We start from the raw sequence: 4228 nt of genomic DNA, 5'->3' as shown, positions 1-4228 counted from the left end.
ATTTTGGATCCAAACTTTACTCCCGCCTCCCGACTCCCGACTCCCGACTCCCGACTCCCGACTCCCGACTCCCGACTCCCGACTCCCGACTCCCGACTCCCTACTCCCTACTCCCTATTCCCTATTTCCTATTCCCTGTTCCCTTTGCTATAGAGAGACTTATGTTAGCCACAGCTTACTTGGGACTAATCTTATGTATGTTCCTTACAGAAATAAAACGAAAAAAAACCGGTAAGTTGGATTTCCTGACCTTGGCTAACTTGATTTTCTTTCTTGTCTATGCTTTTCCAGGATTTGTCTTATCAGCTAACCTAGAGAATGCTAGGCATGAGTTGAACTGGGGAAATACCTTATACACTGACAACCCACAAACAGTTATTGGTATATTTGTGGGATACGTTCTGATTGTTATTGGTTTCTATTCTAAGTCTGCTGAAAAATTCGGGAAAACGATTACTATCAAGAGCTGTAGTGACAAGGTTGTGATTGTTTTTGCTCTTTTTCTGCTGCTATTCTCTTGTCTATCTATTCAAATCTATGGCTCTCAGTATGGTGGCGTTATGGTAGCCCTTGCTAAAAGTCACCTGATTCGCTCAACCACGGTTGAAAGTGGCAACCTGGTTTTTTTTAAGAATTTTATGTTCTTTTCATTCTTTGCTTCTTATTTATTGGCAGCCCTGGTATTTTTTAGCAACATAAAACAAGGTAAATTCATTCTATTTAGTTTGTTTTTACTATCTGTAGTCGCTTCTTGGATTTCAGCAACCTTAACAGCTGGGCGTATTCCTTTTGTCAGATACATTATCGGGTTTTATTTAGTTTATGTCCTTAAAACTGGCAAATTTTCCTTTACTTTTACCCTTACTTTTGTCTCTAGTGCTGCTCTGTTTCTGATTCACGGCAAAACCCTGTTTTTTAGCTTAAGCGCTTTGCCAGATGGCTATGTTGCTGTAGTGGAACGCTTTAGACAATCTCTGGACAGTGGTTCCAATGAAAGCTTTAGCATTATCGAACTAGTAGAGAACTTTGTCTTTCCAGTTCATTCCCTAGATGCAGCTTTTAATAATCATTATCCAATGCGGCTATTTCTGGATATCTACTATGGGGTGCTTTCCTTAATACCGGAGCGTCTTACTAATATGGAGTTCCCAGAAACCCTATCCTTTGAGAATACAGCAAATATCATCGGCTCCAATGAGTTTGCTATCCCACCAGGTATACTGGCCTTTGGTATCTATAGTATGTCTTGGATCGGACTAATTATCATATCGTTGAGTTTTGGTTGGATTGGTCGTTATCTACAAACTATTTTTAATAATCAGCTACATACAATATACTGGATGCCATTTGTTTATATTTTAACAGCTGTAACCTGGATAGATTTTATTACCTTTGGTGACCCAGAGGCTTACCTAATCGCTAATTTTTGGTTTTTTGCGGCTATGGGTCTATTACTATCTTTTGTTAGCAAAGTTTATTGGAAAAAAAACTATAGATTATGAAAATACTATACCTTACCACTGGAGTCTCTATAGGAGGTGCGGAGTTGATGTTATATCATCTCCTATCTAAGATCAACCGAAATCGCTTTAGTCCAGTGGTACTCTCTCTAATGGGGCGTGATACGGTAGGCGATCGCATTGAATCTTTGGGTATACCTGTTGAGCACATTGGTCTTGAACCAGGAAAGGTTCCAAGCCTGAAGGCATTGTCTAGTTTAATTAATACGGTGAATACTCTCAAGCCTGACCTAATTCAGGGATGGATGTATCACGGAAATATAGCTGCCAAATTAGCTAGTAGTTTTTATTACCATAAAATTCCACTTTTGTGGAGCATCCATCATTCAATTTATTCCTTGTCCTCTGAAAATAAAATGACAGCATCACTGATTAAAAGTGGCGCTATTATTTCTAAATTTATCCAGGGAATTTGCTTTGTATCTAATCAAAGTAAATTACAGCATGAGGCCTTGGGATATTCTTCGCAAAACAGCTGTGTAATTCCTAATGGATTTGACACGTCTTTATTTAAACCATCCCTTGAAGCTAGAGCAGCTTTTCGTTCTGAGTTAGGCTTGTCTGAGCCATCGGTTTTAATCGGATTAATTGGTCGTTATCATCCCATGAAGGATCACCCTAATTTTATTCGGGCTGCTTCATTGTTAGTCAAAGAATTTCCTGATGTACATTTTATTATGGTTGGCACAGAAGTTGACCAAGATAATAATTTTTTATCTTCGTTGATTCAGGACTTAGGACTATCGAATCATATCCACTTACTAGGAGAACGCAGTGATATTCCTCGCCTGATTGCTGCTCTCGATATTAATACTGTGGCTTCTGCCTATGGGGAAGCCTTTCCTTTAGTTATTGGAGAGGCTATGTCCAGTTGTGTTCCCTGTGTGGTCACAGATGTGGGTGATTCAGCCTGGATTGTGGGTAATACGGGACGAGTGGTACCCCCAAGAAACTCAGAAGCATTGGCTAGGGCTTGGAAAGATCTAATTTTGATGGGTAATGAAGGTAGGAAAACGTTAGGAAAAGCAGCAAGGTCTAGAATTATTGATTCCTTTTCTATAAACTCAGTCGTCGCTCAATATGAGAGTTTATATGAACTAATTTTAGCTTAAAAATAGTGCTGATTGCGTCAGTAATTAATTCTGATAGCTAATTAGGGAGATTTTAATTATTGTAAACCAATATAACTAGTGTTTAGTAATAAATAATCATGAATAAACTTTTAATAATAACTACTATTCCGGATACACTCCGTGGCTTCCTGCTCCCCTTGGCTCACCACTTCCGGTTTCAAGGCTGGCAAGTCGATGCTATGGCTCACGGAGTTTCGGCTTGTGAGGAATGCTTGGCAGCTTTTGACCAGGTTTGGGATGTGCAGTGGTCACGCAATCCCTTCGATCCACAGAATCTACTGTTGGCTCCGCGAACTATCCAAGAAGTAATTGCTCAAAAGAACTATGATATTGTTCATGTACATACTCCAGTAGCGGCTTTTATTACTCGTTATGCTCTAAGGGGTTTAATAAAGCAGGGAAAACCCAGGATAATTTACACCGCTCATGGCTTTCACTTCTATCGTGGGGGGCAACCTTTAAAAAATGCTTTGTTTCTGACATTGGAAAAATTGGCTGGACATTGGACTGACTACTTAGTAGTAATTAATCATGAGGATAAAGAGGCAGCTCAGCACTATAATATCGTGCCACCAAAACAGATTCGTTATATGCCAGGAATCGGTGTTGATTTGGAATACTACAATTTTGATGCGACTCCTGTAGCTGAGGTAATGGGGGTGTACGATGAGCTGGGAATAGCACCGGAAAATCCACTATTTTTGTCAGTTGCTGAGTTTATCCCTCGCAAGCATCATCAGGATATTTTAAGGGCATTTGCCTGTTTGGAGCGATCTGATGTCCACTTGGCATTGGCAGGAGATGGAGATGAAGAGTGGACTCAACAAATGCAAGACTTGGCATCAGCTCTAGGCATTAAACCTCAGGTACATTTCCTTGGTTTCCGCCGGGATATTCCGACTTTGATACAAGCCTCCATCGCAACACTGTTGGTTTCAGAACAAGAAGGACTTCCTAGAAGTGTGATGGAGTCCTTGTGCCTGGAAACACCAGTGATTGGGACTAATATCCGTGGCACTAGGGATTTGCTGGCAGGAGACTGTGGTCTTTTGGTTGAGGTGGGGGATATCGAGGGAATCGCTCAGGCCATGACCTGGGTATTAGACCATCCTGAAGACGCATTAGCTATGGGCAAACGTGGACGGGAGCACATGAGTGCTTATGATTTACAAAACATTCTGGAACTCCATGAGGCTTTGTATAGTGAAGCAATAAGCGATCGCATTTTGACACCTTTAGGCACTGGACTTTGGCCTGTTTACAATGACTTTATGTAAACAGATGGGCTTAATTCAAGCAGTTTTTGTTGAAGCTTTAAGGTTGACCACCTGCCGGTCTTCGGGGGGATAATAGCAATTCTGGCCGATTGCGACTACACATCAATTTCATATCCCCATCTTATCATCTCCCCATCTCCCCATCTCCAAGTGAATATCTTTGATATTAAACCCACATTCCGCAGGTTCATCAGCAAAGGAGATAATATTTACGACAAGGAGCACCAAAGAACTTTAGAATCCAACACCGTTCCTCACTGAGGTTAGAAATCTGTTTCAAGGAGGCGTAAGTTAATAA

At 40.8% G+C, this 4228-nt stretch carries 3 protein-coding genes; all 3 read left to right on the top strand.

What is annotated here, in order from left to right:
* Positions 1-1502, top strand: a 1502-nt coding sequence (locus tag F6K52_RS33040) for a hypothetical protein (protein WP_293088846.1), incomplete at its 5' end; no start/stop codon positions are given.
* Positions 1499-2632, top strand: a complete 1134-nt coding sequence (locus F6K52_RS33035) for a glycosyltransferase (protein WP_293088844.1) — start codon at positions 1499-1501, stop codon at positions 2630-2632. The genes F6K52_RS33040 and F6K52_RS33035, both read left to right, overlap by 4 nt.
* 98 nt (positions 2633-2730) lie before the next feature.
* Positions 2731-3930 carry a glycosyltransferase family 4 protein gene (locus F6K52_RS33030; RefSeq protein WP_293088842.1) on the top strand — a complete coding sequence of 400 codons (1200 nt, stop codon included), beginning with the start codon at positions 2731-2733 and terminating at the stop codon, positions 3928-3930.
* The last annotated feature ends 298 nt before the right edge of the window (positions 3931-4228 follow it).

The sequence above is a fragment of the Moorena sp. SIO3H5 genome, assembly GCF_010692395.1.
Lineage (GTDB): Bacteria > Cyanobacteriota > Cyanobacteriia > Cyanobacteriales > Coleofasciculaceae > Moorena.
Note: the sequence above shows the minus strand (reverse complement) of the source record. Positions and strands in the feature narration are given on the sequence as shown.

Coding starts and splice junctions, on each gene's coding strand:
- F6K52_RS33030 (WP_293088842.1), top strand. CDS start 2,731: ATGAATAAACTTTTAATAATAACTACTATTCCGGATACACTCCGTGGC.
- F6K52_RS33035 (WP_293088844.1), top strand. CDS start 1,499: ATGAAAATACTATACCTTACCACTGGAGTCTCTATAGGAGGTGCGGAG.